14 protein-coding genes are annotated in these 20,408 nt (G+C 69.6%); 13 read left to right on the top strand and 1 reads right to left on the bottom strand.

The window, feature by feature from the left end:
* Positions 1–17: 17 nt before the first annotated feature.
* The 7 genes from ACVCL3_RS08330 to gspD are packed head-to-tail and all read left to right on the top strand — an operon-like array spanning position 18 to position 7,000.
* The gene (locus ACVCL3_RS08330) at positions 18–386 is read left to right on the top strand and encodes a type II secretion system protein (protein ID WP_447099538.1); all 369 of its coding nucleotides are present in this window, start codon (positions 18–20) and stop codon (positions 384–386) included.
* The gene (locus ACVCL3_RS08325) at positions 383–1,045 is read left to right on the top strand and encodes a prepilin-type N-terminal cleavage/methylation domain-containing protein (protein ID WP_447100982.1); all 663 of its coding nucleotides are present in this window, start codon (positions 383–385) and stop codon (positions 1,043–1,045) included. The genes ACVCL3_RS08330 and ACVCL3_RS08325 overlap by 4 nt, the downstream gene beginning before the upstream one ends.
* On the top strand, positions 1,042–1,914 hold the full coding sequence (locus ACVCL3_RS08320; RefSeq protein ID WP_447097245.1) for a general secretion pathway protein GspK: 873 nt from the start codon (positions 1,042–1,044) through the stop codon (positions 1,912–1,914). Before ACVCL3_RS08325 ends, ACVCL3_RS08320 begins: the two co-directional genes overlap by 4 nt.
* Positions 1,911–3,065 (top strand): type II secretion system protein GspL, encoded by a 1,155-nt coding sequence (locus ACVCL3_RS08315; protein WP_447100981.1) that lies wholly within the window; start codon positions 1,911–1,913, stop codon positions 3,063–3,065. The genes ACVCL3_RS08320 and ACVCL3_RS08315 overlap by 4 nt, the downstream gene beginning before the upstream one ends.
* Positions 3,062–3,700, top strand: coding sequence for a type II secretion system protein GspM (gene gspM, locus ACVCL3_RS08310; RefSeq protein ID WP_447097243.1), 639 nt, complete (start codon positions 3,062–3,064; stop codon positions 3,698–3,700). Before ACVCL3_RS08315 ends, gspM begins: the two co-directional genes overlap by 4 nt.
* Positions 3,697–4,419: a hypothetical protein gene (locus ACVCL3_RS08305; RefSeq protein ID WP_395116344.1), complete on the top strand. Its 723-nt coding sequence runs from the start codon at positions 3,697–3,699 to the stop codon at positions 4,417–4,419. The genes gspM and ACVCL3_RS08305 overlap by 4 nt, the downstream gene beginning before the upstream one ends.
* Positions 4,420–4,423: 4 nt before the next feature.
* Positions 4,424–7,000 carry a type II secretion system secretin GspD gene (gene gspD / locus ACVCL3_RS08300; protein ID WP_447097242.1) on the top strand — a complete coding sequence of 859 codons (2,577 nt, stop codon included), beginning with the start codon at positions 4,424–4,426 and terminating at the stop codon, positions 6,998–7,000.
* Between the two features lie 71 nt (positions 7,001–7,071).
* On the opposite strand, the gene ACVCL3_RS08295 is transcribed toward gspD, so the two are convergent.
* Positions 7,072–10,203 (bottom strand): diguanylate cyclase, encoded by a 3,132-nt coding sequence (locus tag ACVCL3_RS08295; RefSeq protein WP_447101509.1) that lies wholly within the window; start codon positions 10,201–10,203, stop codon positions 7,072–7,074.
* Between the two features lie 211 nt (positions 10,204–10,414).
* Here ACVCL3_RS08295 and hrpB point away from each other — a divergent pair, with 211 nt between their 5' ends.
* The 6 genes from hrpB (at position 10,415) to ACVCL3_RS08265 (ending at position 20,392) form a co-directional block, all read left to right on the top strand.
* Positions 10,415–13,039: an ATP-dependent helicase HrpB gene (gene hrpB, locus ACVCL3_RS08290; RefSeq protein WP_447100980.1), complete on the top strand. Its 2,625-nt coding sequence runs from the start codon at positions 10,415–10,417 to the stop codon at positions 13,037–13,039.
* Positions 13,040–13,279: 240 nt separating this feature from the next.
* The gene (locus ACVCL3_RS08285; RefSeq protein ID WP_447100979.1) at positions 13,280–15,892 is read left to right on the top strand and encodes a bifunctional diguanylate cyclase/phosphodiesterase; all 2,613 of its coding nucleotides are present in this window, start codon (positions 13,280–13,282) and stop codon (positions 15,890–15,892) included.
* A gap of 90 nt (positions 15,893–15,982) precedes the next feature.
* Positions 15,983–17,224 carry an NnrS family protein gene (locus ACVCL3_RS08280; RefSeq protein WP_395116352.1) on the top strand — a complete coding sequence of 414 codons (1,242 nt, stop codon included), beginning with the start codon at positions 15,983–15,985 and terminating at the stop codon, positions 17,222–17,224.
* A gap of 303 nt (positions 17,225–17,527) precedes the next feature.
* Complete coding sequence (gene nirK, locus ACVCL3_RS08275; RefSeq protein ID WP_447100978.1) at positions 17,528–19,042, top strand: copper-containing nitrite reductase; 1,515 nt, start codon at positions 17,528–17,530, stop codon at positions 19,040–19,042.
* Positions 19,043–19,044: 2 nt separating this feature from the next.
* Positions 19,045–19,809, top strand: a complete 765-nt coding sequence (locus tag ACVCL3_RS08270) for a formylglycine-generating enzyme family protein (RefSeq protein WP_447100977.1) — start codon at positions 19,045–19,047, stop codon at positions 19,807–19,809.
* Positions 19,810–19,819: 10 nt separating this feature from the next.
* Positions 19,820–20,392 carry an SCO family protein gene (locus ACVCL3_RS08265; RefSeq protein ID WP_447100976.1) on the top strand — a complete coding sequence of 191 codons (573 nt, stop codon included), beginning with the start codon at positions 19,820–19,822 and terminating at the stop codon, positions 20,390–20,392.
* Positions 20,393–20,408 lie beyond the last annotated feature (16 nt).

Raw genomic sequence — 20,408 nt, 5'->3', positions numbered from 1 at the left:
GCTTCACCCTCCTCGAAGTGATCGCCGCGATCGCCCTGCTGGCGATCGCGTTCACCGTGTTGATGCGGGTGGCGGGCGGCTCGATCCGCCTGAGCGAGAATGCCGCCGACCACAGCGAGGCGGCGTTGTGGGCGCGCAGCCTGCTCGACACGGCGTTCACCAACGAGCCGGTGCGGCCGGGCAGCACGTCCGGGCGGTTCGACCAGCGCTTTCGCTGGCAGTTGAACGTGGCGCCGTGGCGTCCGGGCTCGACGCCGGCGCAGGCACCGCTGCAGCTCTATCAGCTCGATCTGGAAGTCAGCTGGGGTCCGGCGGTCCATCCGCAGGTGGCCCATTTCCGCACCCTGCGGCTGGCCGCGGCGGAGCCGGCGCAGGCGCAGCCATGAAGAAGTGCGCCGCCGGCTTCACCCTGCTGGAAATTCTCGCCGCGCTGGTGCTGCTGGCGCTGCTGCTGCTGGGCGTGTACTCGGGCATCGCCAGCGCCAGTCGCAGCGTGCGCTCGGGCACCGCCGCGATCGAGCGGATGGACCAGCTGCGCGCGGCACAACAGTTCCTGCGTCGCGAACTGGCGCAAAGCCTGGCTGCGCCGATCAGCCGCACCGATCGTGGCGAGCCGGTCTATTTCCAGGGCGACGCGCACGAGATGCGTTATGTCGCGCCGCTGCCGGGCTACCTCGGCAAGCTCGGGCCGCAATTGCAGCAGTTGCAACTGGTCGACGACGGCGCCGGCGGCCTGCGCCTGGAGCTGCGCCTGGCCCTGCTGCCGCCCGATGGCGGCCCGCCGCAGGCGCTGGGTGAGCCGCAGGTGCTGTTCGACCACATTCGCGCAGGCGGCTTCCACTACCTGGGCACCGATGCCGACGGCAGCGCCTTGCCGTGGGCAGGCGAGTGGACGGCCGACCGCTCGCTGCCGCAAGTGGTGCGCATCGAGCTGCAGCCGCAGGGCCGCGCCAGCTGGCCGCGGCTGGACATCCCGCTGCGCATCGAACCGCTCGACGCCGGCGGGCCGTTGCGCATCCACGTACTGCGACGTACCCTGCCATGAGCGGCCGTCTGGAAAACGCGTCCAGCCAGCGCGGGGTCGCCCTGCTGCTGGTGCTGTGGGCGTGCACCTTGCTGGCGATCCTGCTCGGCGGTTACGCCGCGCTGGCACGCACCGAGGGCTTGCAGGCGCGCTACCAGTTCGCCGGCACGCAGGCGCACTACGCCGCGGAGGCCGGTCTGATGCGCGCGATCTACGGTCTGCAGGACCCGCGCATCAAGCAGCGCTGGATCGGCGACGGGCGGCCTTACCCGTTCACCTACGACCACGCCAGCGTGGTGGTGCGTGCGATCGACGAGGACGGCAAGGTCGATCTCAACAGCGCCACGCCGGAGGTGCTGCAGGGCCTGCTGCATGCCGCCGGCTTGCGGCCGCGCGAGGCCGGCGAACTGGTCCGCCACATCGTCGACTGGCGCAGCCCGCCCAGCCTCGCCGGTGAAGTGGACAGCCAGCGCGCCGCCTATGCCGCCGCCGGTCGCGACTACGGCCCGCGCCACGGCCCGTTCGTCACCGTGGAGGAGCTGCAACTGGTGCTGGGCATGACCCCGGCGCTGTACCGCCAGCTGGCGCCGGTGCTGACGATCTGGTCCGGCAGCCCCAGCCCCAACCCGAACACCGCGCCGCCGCTGGCGCTGGAGGCGATTCCCGGGATGACTCCGCAGCAACTGGCCGCGATCCGCGCCACCCGGGCGAAAAACGCCAGCGATCCGAGTCTGGCTCTCAACAACGGAACCACGCATAGTATCGAGTCCGTCGCCACCCTGGCCGACGGGACGAGCGCGGTGTTGCGCGCGACGATCCGCATGCAGCCGGGGCAGGCTGGCGAGAAGCCTTACGCCGTGTTGCGCTGGCAGGAGGGAAAGTCCGAATGAGTACGGCGATGCCGTCGCTGCAGCCGGGTTGGGAGCGCGTTCGCCGCCAGTGGCGCGCCTCGCCGCTGCCGGGCTTTCTTGCCTGGTGGGGCGGCGAACTGCGCGCGCTGCTGCCGCCGCGCTGGCGCAGCTGGTTCGGCAGCGGCGCAGACTGGTATCTGCTGCAGGTCGAGGGCGAGACCTGGTCGCTGCGCCGGCGTGGCCATGCCGAGGTGCTGGCGCAGTGGAACGAGGCGGTCGAGGATCTGCCCGGGCGCAGCTTCGGCGCGGCGCTGGCACAGGTCGATCGCGAGGATCTGCGCGTCGCCCTGCTGCTGCCGTCCGCCCAGGTGCTGCGCCGCAGCCTGTCGTTGCCGCTGGCCGCGCGCGACAACCTGCACCAGGTGGTCGGTTTCGAGATGGATCGGCAGACCCCGTTCGGCGTGGCGCAGGTGTATTACGCCGTGCGCGAACTGAACGCGACGGCCGCCGGGCGCTGCCAGGTGGAACTGGTCGCGGCGGCCCGCGCCGGCGTCGATCCGCTGCTCGCGCGCCTGCGCACGCAGGGCATCGCGGTCGATGCGGTGGACGTGGCCGCGGCCGACGGTCGCCTCGGCGTGAACCTGTTGCCGCCGGAGCAGCGCCCGCGCCGCGCGCATCCGCGGCGACGGCTCAACCTGATCCTTGCTGCCGGCGTGGTGTTGCTGTTGCTGCTGGCCGGCCTCGAATGGCGGCACAACCGCGAGGTCGCGCTGGCCACCATGCAGGACCAGGTCGCCGCGATGCGCGGCGAGGCGGCGCAGGTCGCCTCGCTGCGCCAGCAACTGCAGGACAACGCCGGCGCCGCCGGTTTCCTCGCCCAACGCAAGAAGAACACCGTCGGCATGCTGGAGCTGCTGCGCGATGCCACCGCGCGCCTGCCCGATGGCACCTGGCTGGAGCGCCTGAGTGTCGATGCCACCGGCCAGATCGGCATGCAGGGGCAGAGTCAGCAGGCGGCCAAGCTGCTCGACGCCTTGAAGGATTCCAGCGTGATCACCGATGCCGGCTTCCAGGGCAGCATCCAGCCCGACGCCGCCACCGGCAAGGAGCGCTTCTACCTCACCGCGCGCATCAGGCAGGCCGCGGCGGCCAGGCCCGCGCCGACCGCCGACGGCGGGGACACGCCATGACGCGCCCGACCCTCGCGCCGCGCGAACGCCGCATCGTTGCGGTGGCGCTGCTGCTGCTGGCGGTCGCGCTGGCTTACCTGGTGCTGCTGCACTGGTGGTTCGTCGCGCCGCTGCGGCAGATCCACGAGGAGATGGCGCACCTGCGCGACACGCACAGCCGCTACGCCGCCGCGATCGCGGAGAAGCCGGCGCTGCAGCGCCGGCTGGACGAGATGGGCGCGGGCCAGGCCGCCAGCGACGCGTTCCTTGCCGCCAGCGATCCGAACAATGCCGCCGCCGACCTGATGCAGCAGGTGGTTGACGTGGTCGGCCGCAACACCGGGCGCGGGCGCTGCGTGGTGAGCCAGAAGATGCCGTTGCCGACGCCGCCGACGTCGGCCGGCGAGCCGTATCGCAAGGCCGCCGTCAGCATCAGCCTGAGTTGCGACATCGAACCGCTGGCGGCGGTGCTGCAGGCGCTGGAGCAGGGCCGGCCGTACCTGTTCGTCGACGACCTCAGCATCTATCGCAACCCGGTCGCCGCACAGCGCGAGCAGGGCGCGCCGCTGGAAGTGCAGTTCACGCTCTCCGGTTACGTGCGCCCCTCGGCCGGCGCGCCGATGCCCGCCGATGCCGATGCCGGAGCCGCGCCATGAACGCCGCCCAGCAACGTCGACTCACTCCCGTGCTGGCCGGCGTGGCCGTGCTGTTGGGCGTGCTGCTGCTGATGCTGCTCGGCGGGGTCGGCCGCGCCATTCGCTGGACGGCGCCGCGCACGCTGTCGCCGCTGCCGCCGGCCGGCAGCGCCGACCTGCCGCAAGCCGTGCCGCTGCAGCAGTTCAGCGTGGTGTGGAGCAAGCCGCTGTTCAATCCCGACCGCAAGCCGGTGGCGCATGCCAGCGAGGGCGGCAGCAACCTGGGCGACCTGGAGCTGACCGGCATCATCATCACCCCCAGCCTGCGCATGGCGCTGCTGCACGACAAAAACGGCAACCACGAGATCCGCCTGCGCCAGGGCGAGAGCCTGCCCGACGGCAGCGTGACCCTGGTCGAGGTGCAACAGCGTTCGGCGGTGTTCGATTCGGCCGCCGGCCGCACCGAACTGAAACTGCCGGCCGGCGCGCCGATCGACCAGGTTCGCGGCGACGCCGCACCGGATCGCGACCGACCGCCGGCGGCGGGCGCCTCGATGCTGCACCCGCAGCCCGATGCCTCGGCGCGACCGCACTTCGAATCCGGTCCCGGGCCCGCCCGCTCGTCCATGGCGCCGGCCGCCTCGAACAGCCCATCCCGGTCGACGCTGGAACAACTGCGTCGCACCATCGAAAAACGTCGTGCGGAACGCGCTGCCGCGTCCCACGAAGGAGAGCACTGAACCCATGCCTCGCCGATTCCTCATGCGCACCGCGCGCACCGCCATCCTGGCCGCCGTGGTCGCACTCGCCGGCTGCGCCAGCCTCCCGCAGCCGCGCGACGACGGCGCGCTGCAACGCGAAGCGATGGCCGGCACGCACGCCCCGGTGCCTGCGCCGCTGCCGCTCAACCGCGACCTGGCCGCGCCCACCGCCGCGCCGCCGGCGGCCACCATCAGCGCCGGCAGCGGGCAGTTCGTGCGGCCCTCCGCACTGGTCACGCCGCGCAAGAGCGCCACCGGCAAGGATGCGGTCACCTTCAACTTCGAGAACCAGCCGGTGCAGGCGGTGGTCAAGGCGATCCTCGGCGACCTGCTCAAGCAGAACTACACCATCGTGCCGGGCGTGGAGGGCAACATCTCCTTCTCCACCGCCGAGCCGGTCGAGCAGGAGCAGGCGCTGCCGATCCTGGAAACCCTGCTGGGCTGGACCCACAACGCGCTGGTCAAGCGCGCGGGCGGTTACGTGGTGTTGCCGGAGAAGGATGCCGTCGCCGGCAACCTGGTGCCCAGCCTCGGCGCGGCCGCGCCCGGCGGCGGCCTGCAGGCGCGGCTGTTCCCGCTGCGCTACATCTCCGCCACCGAGATGCAGAAGCTGGTCAAGCCGTTCGTGCGCAAGGATGCGGTGCTGCTGGTCGATCCCTCGCGCAACCTGATCGTGCTGGCCGGCACGCCGCAGGAGCTGGCCGACGACGAGCGCATGATCCGCACCTTCGACGTGGACTGGTTGCGCGGCACCTCGGTGGGGGTGTTCAACCTGCAGTACGCCCGCGTCGCCGAGCTGATGCCCAAGCTGGATGCGTTGTTCGGCGAACACGGCAGCACGCCGCTGGCCGGCATGCTGCGCTTCATCCCGATCGAGCGCACCAATGCACTGGTGGTCATCAGCACCCAGCCCGACTACCTGCGCGAAGTGGGCGAGTGGGTCGCCAAGATCGATGCCGGCGGCGGCAACCAGCCGCAGCTGTTCGTCTACGACGTGCGCAATCTCAAGGCCTCCGACCTGGCCCGTTACCTGGCGCAGATCTACACCAACGGCGCCGGCAGCGGTGGCGACAACGGCGGCCAGGTCGGGCCGGGCCTGAGCAGCGGCACGCTGGGCAGCGCCGACAACGTCAACGCCAACCCGCTGGGCAGCACCGCCGGCAGCTTCGGCAACACCGGCACCGGCGCGGTCGGCGGCGGCGCGATGAACGGCGCCGGCAGCGGCGGCTTCAACAGCGGCGGCGAGAGTCGCGACGGCAGCGGCAACGGCCAGCCGGGCGCGATGTCCGGCGGCATGGCGACCAGCTTCGGCAACAGCGGCGGCAACGCGGAAACCAGCCAGCAATATGCCTCCAGCGACGGCAGCGTGCGGATCAGCTCGGTAGACAGCAACAACCAGTTGCTGATCCGCGCCCGCCCCTCGCAGTGGGAGGAGATCAAGCGCGCGATCGACAAGCTCGACAACGTGCCGCTGCAGGTGCAGATCGAGACGCGCATCCTGGAAGTCAGGCTCACCGGCGCGTTCCAGTTCGGCGTGCAGTGGTACCTGAAGGGTTTCGTCGGCAGCACCGTCGACAACAACGGCAACTTCATCCCCGGCTCCACCACCGCCAGCCAGTACGGCGCGCTGGGAGTGGGCGGGCCGGCGTACGGCGGCCAGCCGTTCTTCTACTCCTTCCTCAACTCCAACATGCAGGTCGCCGTGCGCGCGATGGAGACCAGCGGCAACACCAAGACGCTGTCGGCGCCCTCGATGGTGGTGATGAACAACCAGGTCGGCGCGATCCAGGTGGGCGACAGCATTCCGATCAACCAGACCACGGTCAACACCGGTATCGGCACGGGCACCAGCTACAACTCGGTGGACTATCTCAACACCGGCGTCATCCTCAAGGTTCGCCCGCGGATCAATCCCGGCGGCTTGGTCTACATGGACGTCAGCCAGCAGGTCAGCCAGCGCGATTCCTCGCAGCAATTGGTCAACGGCAACCCGTCGATCTCGCAGCGCGCGCTGTCCACCCAGGTCGCGGTGCAGAGCGGCCAGACCGTGCTGCTCGGCGGCCTGATCCAGCAGGACGAGGGCGTCACCAACACCGGCATCCCCGGCCTCAACCGCATCCCCGTCATCGGCCGGTTGTTCGGCAACACCAACCGCAACCGCGACCGCACCGAACTGATCGTGCTGATCACCCCGCGCATCATCCGCAACAGCGACGAGGCCAAGCAGGTCACCGACGAGTACCAGGAGAAGTTCGAGTCGCTGGCGCCGCTGCGCCAGGGCGGCGAGGCGAGCGCCGCGAGCGTGACGCCGGTGGCTGCCGCACCCGCGCCGAGCTGGCCCGAGCAGTTGCAGCAACATGCCGAGCTTGCGCTGGGCAAGGCCGACTACGCGAACGCGGAGCGCCTCGCGATGCAGTCGTGGCAGCAGGGCACGCGCCAGGGCAGCCTGTGCGAGCGCAACTGGCAGGTGATCGCCCAGGTGCGCCAGCACAACCAGGATGCCGCCGGTGCGCAGACTGCACGCCAGAGCCAGCAAGCCTGCCGCCAGCCGTCGCCCTGAGAGCGTGTGAAAAAATCCCCCGCCTGCTGCGGACATCGCCGAACGCCCCTGGCGGGGGCCGCGCCGTTGAATCAGCCTGGGGCGGCCACGTCATCGAGCGACAGGACGGACAGGTAGCCTTTGGCGACCAGCACGTCCAGATCCACCGTGATTTCCCCTGGGTCGGTGGCCAAGGCCGCATCCGTCGGGACAACCCCGACCCAGCGGTTGCGGCCATCGCGTTTGGCCCGATACAGGCACTGATCGGCCAGGTTGACCACGTCCTCCCAGCCAAAGTTGTGCTTCGATGCGGCAAACACCGGGTACGAGGCAAAGCCGACCGAACATGTGCGGTGTATCGTCAAGCCGTTGCCGAGGTCGAAGGGATGATCGGCGACCATGGTGCGGATCCGGTCGGCAACGACGGGGCCGAAGGCATTGTTGGCGAAGCGCGCGACGATGAGGAACTCCTCGCCGCCCCAGCGTACCGGGGTGTCCGTCTCGCGCGTCGCCGCGACAAGAATGTCCCGCAGCTGCGCCAGGACGCGGTCGCCGGCAGCGTGCCCGTAGCGATCGTTGACCTCCTTGAAGTGGTCAAGATCCATCATCAGGAACAGCAGATTGATGTTGGCGTCGGCGTGATCGGCATAGCCCAGGGCGAGGTTCCGGTAGTTGCGCTGAACCGTGGCGATGTCCTTGTCGACATGGTCGATGACGTAACGCCGGTTTCTGAGTCCGGTCAGTGCGTCGGTAATCGTCTGATCGACCAGCGCGGAGTTGGCGCACTCCAGCGCTTCGGTACGTTCCTCCACCAGCTTTGTGAGCGCCTGGTTTCGTCGACGCAGCGTGCGCAGACGCCAGCGCATGGCCCCCTTGGCGACAAGCAATAGCAGGGCGCACCACGTCAGGTAAGCCCACCAGCTGCGATACCAGGGCGGCAACACGCGAAAGCTGAAGTTTGCCTCGCTGCCGAGACCGCCATAGGCGTCGCGCGCGCGAACGCGAAAACGATAGGTACCCTCGGGCAGGTTGGTGTAGTCGCGATAAGTTTCGTTGGTCCACGCCGACCAAGTGTTATCCATGCCCTCGAGCATGACTTGGTATCGCTCGGCAGCACCCATTTCGAAGTCGGGTTGCGCGTAGTCGAAGCGCAAGCTGTTCTCGCGCCAATCCAGCTCGGCGGGGGCAACCCTGCCGGCCCCGCCCCAGAGCAGTTTCCCGCCGTGCGTGGCGACGTTCCGCAGCAGCGTCGCGGCAGGTGTCGCGTAGTCTTTTTGCCTGTGGGGATCGTGGCGATAGAGACCGTCGTTCGTGCCCACCCAGATCACGCCATCCGGTTCCGACGTCAGGGCGAACACCGTCTTTCCCGACAACGCCTGCAAGGGGCGCTCCTGCCAGTGATAGCGGCCTTGGGCGTCGGCCACGGCGACACCCAGCGCCTTGAGGTGGCGGGCAGGGTCGACCGTGTACATCCACACGCTGCCGAACGCATCCTGCTCAAACTTCCAGACTTGCCGGGTGCCGGACCCGAACAACCCGGAGAAGCGTTCGTCCGGCACCAGCGCGCGCCCGCTCGCGTCGAGTTTTTGAATGCCTGAGGCCGTACCGAATCGGATGTCGCCGTTGACAAGGCCAAGAGTGACGAAACGAGGTTCCTCCGGATGGGTCACACTCGGCTGGAGCCTTTCCATCCGGGGTGATGTTGCTGGCCGCGCCTGTCCGGAGAGATCAAGCCTTGCCGCACCTTCATCCATGAAGCCGATCCACAAGGTGCCGGCGGCGTCCGCGAGCAGCGAATGGATTTCGCCCGCCACGACCTTGCCCTCGTCGACCAGCCTGCCCGATGCAAACCGCATCGACAGCAAACCGTCACGCTGGCCTGCCAGCAAACGGTCATCGTGCGGGGCAACGCGCGCCAGGGTGAAGGAAAACTCTCGCGAGAGTTGCCGCGCCGCACGGTTCCCATCGACCTCGAAAAGACCTTGCGCGCTGGCAACCAGCAAGGACCCATCCATGTCCAGGATGTCCCAGACCTGGCCATGGATGCCCGCAACCCGAGTGAACCGGGCCTTCGTCTCGTCGAGTCGGAACAGACCCTTGGCCGTGCCTGCGTACAAGGTGCGTCCATGGCGGTGGATCGCCATGACCGAACCGTCCAGGCCGCTCATGCGGGTGAAACGGGTCAGCGGCGAACCCACTTCGACCCGCGCCAGGCCATTGTCCAGCGCGAGCCAGAGCCCGGCGTCGCGATCCTGGGTCATGCCGTAGACGGTGTCGCCGATGAGACCTTCTGCCATGCCGATACGGCCCACTTCGTCGCCCTGGCGGTCGAGCAGCATCACGCCACCCTGCAGCGTGGCAACGGCGAGCCGGCCGTCGGCAAGCCACTGCGCGCCGTAGATCTGATCGGCTTTGAGCGCTTCGGCGTTGCGGGTGGACCAGGGACGGTAGGCATGCCCGTCGAAGATCGACCATCCGGCCTGCCGGCTTCCGATCAGGATGGACGCGGGTTTTCCCGCCTCGGCCCAGGGAACCATGGCGTAGATCCTGTCGGTCGCGAATCGCGCGCCGCCCTCGACCCGTTCCAGCCGACCGGCCACCAGCTTCTCCAGCCCCTGGTCCATTTGCTGGATGTACAACTGGTGATCCAGGTAATAGGCGAGGTGGAACTCGGTTTGTGCCTTCCACACCCGTACCTTGCCGGAGGCCAGATGGAACAGCCGGCTGCTGGTCGCAAAGTAGATTCCATCGTCGCCAGGCAGTACGTTCCACACGTCGGCGAAATCGTTATCCTCCGGCGGTATCCGATCGAGCAGCGACACGTAGTGCATGCGACCCGCGGCGTCCGGCGCGAGATATCCGAAATCGCCAACGCAGCCGACGTAGACGCGTCCCCGCGCATCGGTGGCCAGTGAGCGCACCGTGCTCTGGCGGGGAACCGCGATGTGCCGCCACTGGGTGCCATCGAACTCCAGCACGCCATCGTCGCCATTCCCGACGTAGATGATTCCCCGTGCGTCCTGCACCACGGCCCAGTTCTGCGGGTAGCCGCCGTAGTCCTCGGGATTGAAGTTCTTCAGCAGCGGCAGGCCGATCGGGCGTGCGGACAGAGGCGCGACATCAGGCGCCGGGGGCGCGGCCCAGGCTGCGGCTGCGAAAACCCAAAGGCCCCCAAACAGGCAACGCAGGAAGCGAAGGCGCCGCCCCTTGCTGGATGGTGGCATGGTGAACAATCGGGATACTCCTGGTTCCATGAAAACGTGTGGCGACCCATGAGCGGTTAGCCCAATCAGTACATCGGCCACCTGAAGCCACGCTTGAGGCCAGCTCGCGGGCAGTACCCCTGCTCTCGCGAATCCCGAATCCCGACGCGGGAGCATCGCTCGCGAGCGGCTCCTGGCTGTCCTGGTGGGGCGGGCCTTTATCATGCAGCGGATGACTGCGCCCGATTTCCCGATCCTCCCGTTGCTGCCCGAGATCCGCGCCGCGCTCGCGGCAAATCCGCGGCTGGTGCTGGAGGCGCCGCCCGGCGCCGGCAAGACCACTCAGGTGCCGCTGGCCCTGCTCGATGCGCCGTGGCTGGCCGGCCGCAGGATCGTGATGCTGGAACCGCGCCGTCTCGCCGCGCGCGCCGCCGCGCAGTTCATGGCGACGCAGCTCGGCGAGCCGGTCGGGCAGACGGTGGGCTACCGCATTCGCTTCGAGTCGAAGGTGAGCGCTGCCACCCGCGTCGAGGTGGTCACCGAAGGCATCCTCACCCGGCTGATCCAGGCCGATCCCGAACTGGTCGGCATCGGCGCGATCATCTTCGACGAGTTCCACGAGCGCCACCTGGCCGGCGACCTCGGCGCCGTGCTCGCGCTCGACGTGCAAGCCACCTTGCGGCCGGACCTGCGCCTGCTGCTGATGTCGGCCACGCTGGATGGCGAGCGCATCGCCGGCTGGCTCGACGCGCCGCGCCTTTCCAGCCCCGGGCGCAGCTTCCCGATACGCATCGAACATCCGCCGGCGCGCGCGCAGGAAAGCGCCGAGCAGCATCTCGCCCGCACCGTGCGCCAGGCGCTCGATGAAACCGACGGCGACGTGCTGGTCTTCCTGCCCGGTCGGCGCGAGATCGCGCGAACGCAGGCGCTGCTGGAGAGAATGCTCCCCTCCCCCTTCGGGGGAGGGGTTGGGGGAGAGGGTGCGGTCGGAGCCGAGCGCCCCGCTCCGCCCGTACCCTCTCCCGCCCCTAAAGGGGCACCCTCTCCCGGAGGGAGAGGGGAACAAATCGACATCGTGCCCCTGCACGGCGAGCTGTCCCTCACCGAGCAGCAATACGCCCTGGCCCCGGCCGAACCCGGCACGCGCCGCATCGTGCTGGCCACCAACGTGGCCGAATCGAGCATCACCTTGCCCGGCATCCGCGCGGTGGTCGACAGCGGCCTGGCGCGCGAGCCGCGCTTCGATCCGCACTCCGGCTTCACCCGGCTGGAGACGGTCACCATCTCGCAGGCCTCGGCCGATCAGCGCGCCGGCCGCGCCGGTCGCGTCGCGGCGGGCGTGGCGTATCGGCTGTGGCCGCAGAGCCGCTGGCTGGAGCGCAGCCGTGGCGCGGAGATCGCACAGGCGGAGCTGTCCGGCCTGGCGCTGGAGCTGGCGGCCTGGGGTGTCACGGCGGCGGATGGCGGCGACCTGGCCTGGCTCGACCCGCCGCCGCCCGGCGCGCTGGCCCAGGCGCGCGAACTGCTGCAGGCACTCGATGCGCTCGACCGCGACGCATGCATCACCGCGCTGGGTCGGCGCATGCTGGAGCTGGGCGCCAGCCCGCGGCTGGCCGCCGCGGCGCTGCGCGCGCCGCACGAACAACGCGCCGTGGTCGCCGACCTGCTGGCCCTGCTGGAGGCGCGCTCGCCGTTGCGCGGGGCGCAGGCGCGCAACGACGATCTGCGCGTGCGCGTGGCCGCCTTGCACGCCTGGCGCGACCGCCGCGGCGGCGCGCCGCGCGGCGAGGTCGACGCCGGCGCGCTGGCCGCGATCGAGCAGGCCAGCAAGGGCTGGCGCAGACGTCTGGACGTCCGAACCGCGGCCACCGGCGTACCCGACAGCCACGCCGTGGGCGACCTGCTGGCGCACGCCTTCCCCGACCGCGTCGCCCATCGCGATGGCGACGATCCGCGCCGCTACGTGCTGGCCAACGGCCGCGGCGCCCGCCTGCACGAACACACGGCGCTGCTCGGCGAACCCTGGCTGGTGGTGACCGACCTGCGGCTGGAGTCGCGCGACAGCCTGGTGTTCAGCGCCGCGCCGCTGGACCCGCGCACGCTGGAGCGCGACTTCCCCGCGCATTTCACCCGCGAACGCACGCTGCGCTGGAACGAGCAGCGCGGCGCGGCCGAGGCGTTCGAGGAAAGCCGCTTCGGCGCCATCGTGCTGAGCCGCCACAGCGTGCCGGTGCGCCCGGCCGATGCCTTGCCGGCCATGCTGGCGGCGATCCGCGCGCGCGGCCTGGACGCGCTGCCGTGGAGCGACCACGCCCGCCGCCTGCGCGCGCGCATGCAGGCCTTGCGCGCATGGCTGCCCGAGCGTGGGCTGCCCGACGTGTCCGACGCAAACCTGCTGGTCACGCTGGAACAGTGGCTGGCGCCGTACCTGCATGGCAAGCACCGACTCGACGCCCTGGGCGCGGAGGAGTTGTCGCAGGCGCTGGCGTCGCTGTTCGACCATTCGCAGCGCCAGCTGCTGGACGCCCAGGCACCGGAACAAGTCGTGGTGCCCAGCGGCCAGTCACGCCGCCTGGAATACGCCGGCGCCGACTCGCCGGTGCTGGCCGTGAAACTGCAGGAACTGTTCGGCCTGGCCGACACTCCGCGCGTCGGCGGCGGCCGCATCCCGGTCACCCTGCACCTGCTCTCCCCCGCCGGCCGCCCGATCCAGGTCACCCAGGACCTGCGCGGCTTCTGGGAACGCACCTACCCCGAGGTGAAAAAGGAACTCAAGGGCCGCTACCCCCGCCACCCCTGGCCCGACGATCCATGGACGGCGCAGGCCACGCATCGGGCCAAGCCGCGGGGAAGGTGAGGCCGGCCAGCAACAGCTCAATCATCCGCCCCTGCGGCCGATAGCCGGGAAGGGGGAGATTCCGCCGGTCGACATGGGCGGGGACCCTGCGGCCGTGCGCTTTTCATCTGGCGCGCGCATTCTGCTCCTGTAGCATCGAACACACTGGACCCCATGGCAGCGGAATTGCCACAGCTTATGGATCTCCACGAGCTCCATCCAACGCGAACGGATCGCCGGACCGGCGGTGCGTTCGAGCCCGTGGCTGTGGCAGCTTCGGGCTGGCGCCGCAGCGCCCTGTGGTGGAGCTTGCTCGCCTTGCTGGCGGGCCTGGCGCTGGCCTTCGCGGCCCACCTGCAACAGCAGCGGCGGCATCTCACCGAGCAGTCGCTGGTGCGTGGCGAGATGGCGGGCAAGACCTATGCAGCCCTGCTGAACCGCCTGCACGAGTCCGAATCGCTGCTGCGCGCGGTGCAGACGCTGTTCCTCTCCTCGGACGAAGTCAGCGAGACCGAGTTCACCAACTTCTACGACAACATGCGCCCGCACGTGCAGTTCCCCGGCCTGCTGGCGCTGGCCTACGCGCAGCGCGAGAGCGGCCCGCAGGGCGAGCATTTCATCACTAGCTGGGTGCAGCCGCGCAAGGGCAACGAGGCCGTGGTCGGCCTCGACGTCGCGGCGCAACCGAGCAACCTGGCTGGGCTGCTGGCGTCGCGCGACAGCGGCGAGGTGGCGTTGTCCGCGCCGTTCCGCCCGGTACAGCAGACCGGCGCCGGCGCACCGGACGGGTTCACCATGCGCCTGCCGGTGTTCAGCCCGGGCGATCCGCCGCGCACCATGGCGCAGCGCCGCGAGCGCATGCGCGGCTCGATCGCGGTGTCGTTTCGCATCAGCAAGCTGCTTGGCAACGTGCTGCAGCCGGACGTGGGGCGGCAGCTGCGGCTGACCTTGCACGACGTCACCGACCCGGCGCGCGCAGTGCCGATGTTCGATTCCGCGCCCGCGGCGGCGACCGGCGACGACTTCCGCTTCGAGCGCCGGCTCGCCTATGGAGGGCGCGTGCTGGACGTGGTGATGCGCTCGCGCCCGATGCGCCCGACGGCGTTCGACTGGAGCCAGTCGGCGCTGCCGGTGGGCGTGCTGGCCAGCGTGCTGCTGGCCATGCTGGTGTACTCCATGGTCAACACGCGGCAGCGCGCGCTGGAACTGGGCTGGCAGATGAGCCGGCGCTACCGCGAGAGCGAGGAGCGTTTTCGCGCGCTCAACGAGTTGTTGCCGGCGCTGGTGATGCTGGCCGATGCCGACGGCGGGCGCATCACCTACGCCAATCAGGCGTCGCGCAATCGCCTCGGCGACCGCATCATCGATCAGCGCCTGCCCGAACTGTTCGACGACGACGACCTGCACCGGCAACTGCAGGCGCGCGACACCAGCGGCTGCGGCCGGATGGAGGCGCAGTTGCGGGACGCCGGCGGCGAGCGCTTCTGGGCCAGCGTGGCGGTTTCGCGGGTGGAGCTGGGCGGCCACGCCAAGCTGCTGCTGGTGGCCAGTGACATCAGCGAGGAGCGCCAGCTCAACCAGTTGCTGAGCTACCAGGCCAGCCACGACGTGCTGACCGACCTGTACAACCGCCGCGAGTTCGAGCACCAGCTGCAGGCGCTGCTGGCGGCCGGGTCGTTCGCCTCGCCGGTCGCCGCCCTGCTGTACGTGGACCTGGATCAGTTCAAGCTGGTCAACGACACCTCCGGCCACCCCGCCGGCGACCAGCTGCTCACCCAGCTGGCGATCGTGATGCGCCGGCAGCTGGGCACGGGCGACGTGCTGGCGCGGCTCGGCGGCGACGAGTTCGGCGTGCTGCTGACCGGCGTGGCCGACCGCGAGGAGGCCGAGCGCAGCGCCGAGCGCATCCGTCGCTGCATCGACGGTTACGTGTTCATCTGGGAGCAGACCAGCTACATGGTCAGCGCCAGCATCGGCGGGGTGGTGATCGACCACTCCGGCGTGTCGGCCCGCGACCTGCTCGCCCAGGCCGACACCGCCTGCTACATGGCCAAGGAGATGGGCCGCAACCGCGCGCATTTCTACTCCGGGCGCGACGACCAGACCGTGCGCCGGCGCAGCGAGATGGACTGGGCCAACCGCCTGCGCTGGGCGATCGACGAGCGCCGCCTGCAGCTGGCCTACCAGGAGGTGTGGCCGCTGCCGCCCGGCAGTGGCCGGCCGGGCATCGAGATGCTGCTGCGCTTCCGCGAGGAATCAGGCGAACTGATACTGCCCGGCGTGTTCGTGCCGGCGGCCGAGCGCTACGGACTGATGCCGCTGGTCGATCGCTGGGTGATCGAGACCACGCTGGCGAATTTCGACCGGCTGCATCCGGACGGCAGCGCGATGGAGATGGTGGCGATCAATCTCTCCGGCGCCAGCATCGAGGACACCGCCCTGGTCGAGGACATCATCGACTGGTTGCGCCGCTACCGCGTGGAGCCCGCGCAGGTGTGCTTCGAGATCACCGAGACGGTGGCCGCGCGCAGCCTCTCGGCGGTGGCGCGCTGCATGGCGCAGCTGCGCGCCGCCGGCTGCCGCATCGCGCTGGACGACTTCGGCGCCGGCATGTCCTCGTTCACCTATTTGAAGCACCTGCCGCTGGACATCATCAAGATCGACGGCAGTTTCGTGCGCGACATGCTGACCGATCCGGTCAGCCACCTGATGGTCAAGGCGGTCACCGACATCGGCCACCGGCTGGGGCTGGAAGTGGTCGCCGAGTGGGTCACCGACACGCCTACCGTGCAGGCGCTGACCGCGCTGGGCGTGAATCGCGTGCAGGGCTTCGGCCTGCACCGGCCGGAGCTGGCGCTGTTCCAGCGCGAGTGAGGGCGTCGGGCCGGGGCTGATGCAGGTCATGGGGCCGGCATGCATGGCTGTGGCACGATGGAAAGTCATTCGCATTCGCGGGATCACGCCATGTCCGACCAGCCCTCCACCTCGTCGCCGCTTGCCGACATTCCCCGGCTGCTGGCGGCGGCGCCGCACCGGCCGCTGTTCCTCGCCGGCACCGTCGCGGTGATGTTGAGCATGGCGTGGTGGGCGCTGGAGCTGACCTCGCTGCGGTTCGGCCTGGCTGGCTGGCCGCAGCCGTCGATCCCGCCGCTGTATGCGCACGGCGTGCTGATCCAGTACGGCCTGTTCCCGCTGTTCATGTTCGGCTTCCTGATGACCACCTTCCCGCGCTGGCTGGGTCGCCCGGACCTGCCGCGCACGCGGTTCCTGCCGGTGGCCGGCTGCCTGTTCGGCGGCTACGTGCTGGCGCACGTGGGTCTGCTGGCGCTGCCGCGCGTGCTGGAGCTGGGCGTGCTGCTGATGCTGCTCGGCTACGCGATCGGCGTGTGGACGCTGGCCGGCGTGCTGCGTGCCTCGGTGGCCGAGCGCAAGGGGCATGCGCGCTCGTGCCTGGCGGCGCTGTCGCTCGGCACGCTGGGGCTGGCGATCTTCCTCGCCTACCTGTTCGGCGCGCCGGCGGAGTGCGCGCTGCTGGCGGTCAGGATCGGCACCTTCGGCCTGCTGCTGCCGATCTATTTCACGGTGATGCATCGCATGCTGCCGTTCTTCACCGGCAACATGGTCAAGGGCTATGCGGTGGTGCGCCCGGACTGGAGCATGCCGGTGGTGTGGATGCTGCTGCTGGCGCACCTCGTGCTGTCGTGGCGCGGCGTGCTGGGCTGGCTGTACATGGTCGACGTGCCGCTGGCGCTGGTGTTCGCCTGGCACTCGCTTACCTGGCGGCCGTGGCGGGCGATGCACCCGGGCCTGCTGGCGGTGCTGCACCTGGCATTCGCGTGGCTGCCGGTGGCGTTCGTGCTGTTCGCGGTGCAGGACGTGGTCTACGCCACCAGTGGCCAGTTCATCCTCGGCCGCGCGCCGCTGCATGCGCTGGGCATCGGCTTCTTCGGCTCGATGCTGGTGGCGATGGTGACCCGCGTGACCATGGGCCACTCCGGCCGGCCGCTGCAGATGGGCGCGGTGCCGTGGCTGTGCTTCGTGCTGCTGCAGGTGGTGGCCTTGCTGCGCATTCGCGCCGAACTGGGTGGCGACATGTACCTGTGGCTGGTGATCGCCGCCTACGGCTGGCTGCTCGCCTTCCTGCCGTGGGTGCTGCGCTCGGCGTGGATCTATCTGACCCCGCGGGTGGACGGCAAGGCGGGGTGATGGCGGAGCGCGGGCTGCGGCCTTCGCTTCGCGAGGTCGGCGAGCCTTCCCGGTTTCTGCAGGTTCTCCATGCCGTACCGCTCGCCCGCCGGTTGCCGCAATTCTCCCCGCCGTCATTCCCGCTTTTGCGGGAATGACGGCGTCGGGGATACGGCGATTCTTGCGGGTCAGGCGCGTCGGCTGAAACCGATGTGGCGCGGTGACGCAGCGGGCGGGTTTCGGGGAGTCTTTTGACGCCGGTCAAATGGCGGCGGGTTTTGCCGGGCATGCTTCGCGCAGGCACAACCAACGGGAAGATCCCCCATGTCGCGTCCGCTGTCCACCGTTCTTGCCGCTCTCGCCGTGTTCGCGCTGGCGGCCTGCTCCGACAAGCCCCCGGCGTCGCCCGCCGCGGCCACCCCACCGGCCAGCACCTCGGTGGCTTCCCAGCGCGGCGATTTCGGTCCGCCGCAGGGTGAGCCAATCAAGGCGGTGCTGACCAGCCCGCCGCACGTGCCGCCACCGATCCATCGCAACTACCCGGCGAAGGTCATCGTCGAGCTGGAGGTGATCGAGAAGGAGATGCCGATTTCCGAAGGCGTCAGCTACACGTTCTGGACCTTCGGCGGCACCGTGCCGGGCAGCTTCATCCGCGTGCGCCAGGGCGACACGGTGGAGTTCCACCTGAAGAACGCGCCGGACAGCAAGATGCCGCACAACATCGACCTGCATGGCGTGACCGGGCCGGGCGGTGGCGCGGCGTCCAGCTTCACCGCGCCGGGGCATGCCTCGCAGTTCACCTTCAAGGCGCTGAACCAGGGCATCTACGTCTACCACTGCGCCACCGCGCCGGTCGGCATGCACATCGCCAACGGCATGTACGGGCTGATCCTGGTCGAGCCGCCGGAGGGCCTCGCCCCGGTCGATCACGAGTACTACGTGATGCAGGGCGATTTCTACACCACCGGCAAGTACCGCCAGAAGGGCCTGCAGCCGTTCGACATGGAGAAGGCGATCGACGAGCACCCGACCTACGTGCTGTTCAACGGCAAGGAAGGCGCGCTCACCGGCGACAACGCCCTGACCGCCAAGACCAACGAGACGGTGCGCCTGTTCATCGGCAACGGCGGTCCCAACCTGGTCTCCAGCTTCCACGTGATCGGCGAGATCTTCGACAAGGTGCAGCCCGAAGGCGGCACGGAGGCCCAGCACAACGTGCAGACCACGCTGATCCCCGCCGGCGGCGCGGCCACGGTGGAGTTCCACACCGACGTGCCGGGCAGCTACGTGCTGGTCGACCACTCGATCTTCCGCGCGTTCAACAAGGGCGCGCTGGGCATCCTCAAGGTCGATGGCCCGGAGAACAAGCTGGTCTACTCGGGCAAGGAGGTCGACTACGTCTACCTGGGCGACCGCTCGGAGCCGAACCTCAAGGCGGTGAGCGTCGCGGCCAAGGCACATGCGGCCGGCACGCTGACCAAGGAGGAGCAGATCGCCGCCGGCAAGCAGTTGTTCACCGGCACCTGCTCGGTCTGCCACCAGGCGAATGGTGAAGGTCTGGCCAACGTGTTTCCGCCGCTGGCGAAATCGGATTACCTGGCGGCTGACCCGAAACGCGCCATGACCATCGTGACCCACGGCCTGACCGGCAAGATCACCGTCAACGGCCACGAGTACGACTCGGTGATGCCGCCGATGGCGCAGCTGACTGACGACGAGGTGGCCAACATCCTCACCTACGTGATCAACAGCTGGGACAATCCGGGCGGCCAGTACAGCAAGGAAGACGTGGCCAAGGCGCGTGCCGAAGCCGGTCCGCAGTCGGCCCCGGAGCACTGAGCATGCGCACGCGGCTGGCCCTGGCATGGCTCGGCCTGATGCTGGCACTCCCGGCAGCGGCGGCGGAGTACGCCGCACTGCCGGGAGGCACGTTCACCAGCGTGCTGCCGGCCGACGGCAAGGCGGCCGCGGCGCAGGTCGCACCGTTCCGCCTGCGCACCGAGCTGGTCACCAACGGCGAGTACCTGGCCTTCGTGCAGACGCACCCCGAATGGCGACGCGACAAGGTTGCCGGCATCCTCGCCGACGCGCGCTACCTGACCCAGTGGGCCGGTGCCGACGAACTTGGCGAGCAGGCACTCCCGCGCCAGCCGGTGACGCGGGTGAGCTGGTTCGCCGCGCAGGCGTATTGCGAAAGCGAAGGCGCGCGGCTGCCGAGCTGGTACGAGTGGGAGTTTGCCGCGGCGGCGGACGCCAGCCGTCGCGACGCGCGGGCCGACCCGGCCTGGCGCGAGAACATCCTGGGCTGGTATTCGCGGCCATCGAACGCCGCGCTGCCCGCCGTCGGCGGTACGGCCAACGTCTACGGCGTGCGCGACATGAACGGCCTGGTGTGGGAGTGGGTCGACGATTTCAACGCGCTGATGGTGGCCAGCGACAGCCGCCAGCAGGGCGATCCCGACCTGCTGAAGTTCTGCGGCGCCGGCGCGATCAGCCTGCAGGAGAAGGAGAACTACGCGGTGCTGATGCGCATCGCGATGCTCTCCGCGCTGAAGGCCGCCGATACCACCAACAACCTTGGCTTCCGCTGCGCGAAGTCGAACTGAAGGAGCGGCGATGAAACATCTTCTGCCCGTGCTGGCCCTGCTGGCCGTGCTGTTCGGCGGCCGCGCCGAGGCCGCCCCGCCGCTGCCCGGCGACTCGGTCTACAACCTGCCGGTGCAGCTGACCACGCAGGACGGCCGGCAGCAGATGCTGGCCGAACGCCGCGGCCGGCCGCAGCTGGTCACCATGTTCTACACCTCGTGCCAGATGGTCTGCCCGATGATCATCGACAGCCTGCGCCTGACCCGCAATGCGCTCGACCCGGCCACGCGCGCGAAGATCGACCTGCTCGCGGTGAGCTTCGACCCGGCGAAGGACGACGTGGCCACGCTCAAGACCTATGCCGAGAAGCGCAAGCTGGACCCGCGCATCTGGACCCTGGCCCGCGCCGAGCCGGCGCAGGTGCGCCAGCTCTCCGGCGTGCTCGGCCTGCAGTACCGGCAGTTGCCCGACGGCGAGTTCAACCACTCCAGCGAACTGATCCTGCTCGACGCCGAGGGCCGCATCGCGGCGCGCACCACGGTGATCGGCCGGCTCGATCCGGCCTTCGTCAAGGCGATCGGGGAGACGGTGGACAAACCCTGAGGCGACGATCATCGGT

This window comes from Rhodanobacter sp. UC4437_H4, assembly GCF_052978425.1.
The sequence above is the reverse complement of the archived record's forward strand: the minus strand, read 5'-3'. Positions and strand labels throughout refer to the sequence as shown.